The 1,153-nt window shown below is 64.4% G+C and carries 1 protein-coding gene; it reads left to right on the top strand.

Annotated elements, in window-relative coordinates; translation table 11 throughout:
- Positions 1-65: 65 nt before the first annotated feature.
- Positions 66-1,153: ATP phosphoribosyltransferase regulatory subunit (locus tag ACIOUG_RS27175; RefSeq protein ID WP_401070287.1), on the top strand; the 1,088-nt coding region annotated here is incomplete at its 3' end.

The raw sequence follows: 1,153 nt of genomic DNA, 5'->3' as shown, positions 1-1,153 counted from the left end.
TCTCGCCCGCAGGCTGGCCGCACGGATCAAAGGGGAATGGCGTAAGGGCAACGGTAGACCGCTGGCTGCTGCCAGATGTCTTCGAAGTAGTACTGCCACCGGAAGCGGCGCGGATTGAAGTCGCGCGTCGTCAGGTGTTGGATGTGTTCCAGAGCTGGGGTTACGAGTTTGTCGTGACTCCCCATATCGAGTACCTGGAATCCCTGCTGACCGGTGCGGGCCAGGACCTGGATCTGCGTACCTTCAAGGTCATCGACCCGCAATCGGGTCGGCAGATGGGGTTCCGTGCCGACATCACGCCGCAAGTGGCGCGCATCGATGCGCACACCCTGCGTCGCGAAGGCCCGAGCCGTCTGTGCTACGCCGGCAGCGTGCTGCATGCCCAGCCGCGTGCACTGTCGTCCTCGCGCAGCCCGATTCAGCTGGGCGCCGAGCTGTACGGCGACGCCAGTCCGAGCAGCGACGTGGAAGTCATCAGCCTGATGCTGGCCATGCTGCAACTGGCCGATGTGCCGGATGTGCACATGGACCTTGGCCATGTTGGCATCTACCGTGGTCTGGCGCGCGCCGCCGGGCTGTCCGGTGAAGTCGAGCAGCAGTTGTTCGATGCGTTGCAACGCAAGGCCATCGACGAGGTCATTACCTTGACCGAAGGCCTGCCGGCCGATCTGTCCGGCATGCTGCGGGCACTGGTCGACCTGTGTGGCGGCCGTGAAGTGCTGACTGCCGCCCGTGAGCGTCTGGCCAATGCGCCGGCGCCGGTTCTGGCAGCGCTGGAAGATTTGCTGGAGATCGCCGAGCGTCTGGCGGCGCGTTTCCCGGAGCTGCCGCTGTACTTCGACCTGGGCGAGCTGCGCGGCTACCACTACCACACCGGTGTGGTGTTCGCAGTGTTTGTCCCGGGCGTGGGCCAGTCCATCGCTCAGGGCGGTCGTTACGACGACATCGGCGCCGACTTCGGTCGTGCCCGTCCGGCGACCGGCTTCTCTACCGATTTGAAAACCCTGGTGACCCTGGGGCGTGCTGAGATCGAGCTACCGTCTGGCGGTATCTGGATGCCTGTCAGTACGGATGCGGCACTCTGGCAGCAGGTTTGCCAGTTGCGCAGTGATGGTCAGCGTGTCGTTCAGGCATTGCCTGGTCAACCTTTGGC

It is taken from the genome of Pseudomonas sp. NPDC087803, from assembly GCF_044742995.1.
GTDB lineage: Bacteria > Pseudomonadota > Gammaproteobacteria > Pseudomonadales > Pseudomonadaceae > Aquipseudomonas.
Note: the sequence above shows the minus strand (reverse complement) of the source record. Positions and strands in the feature narration are given on the sequence as shown.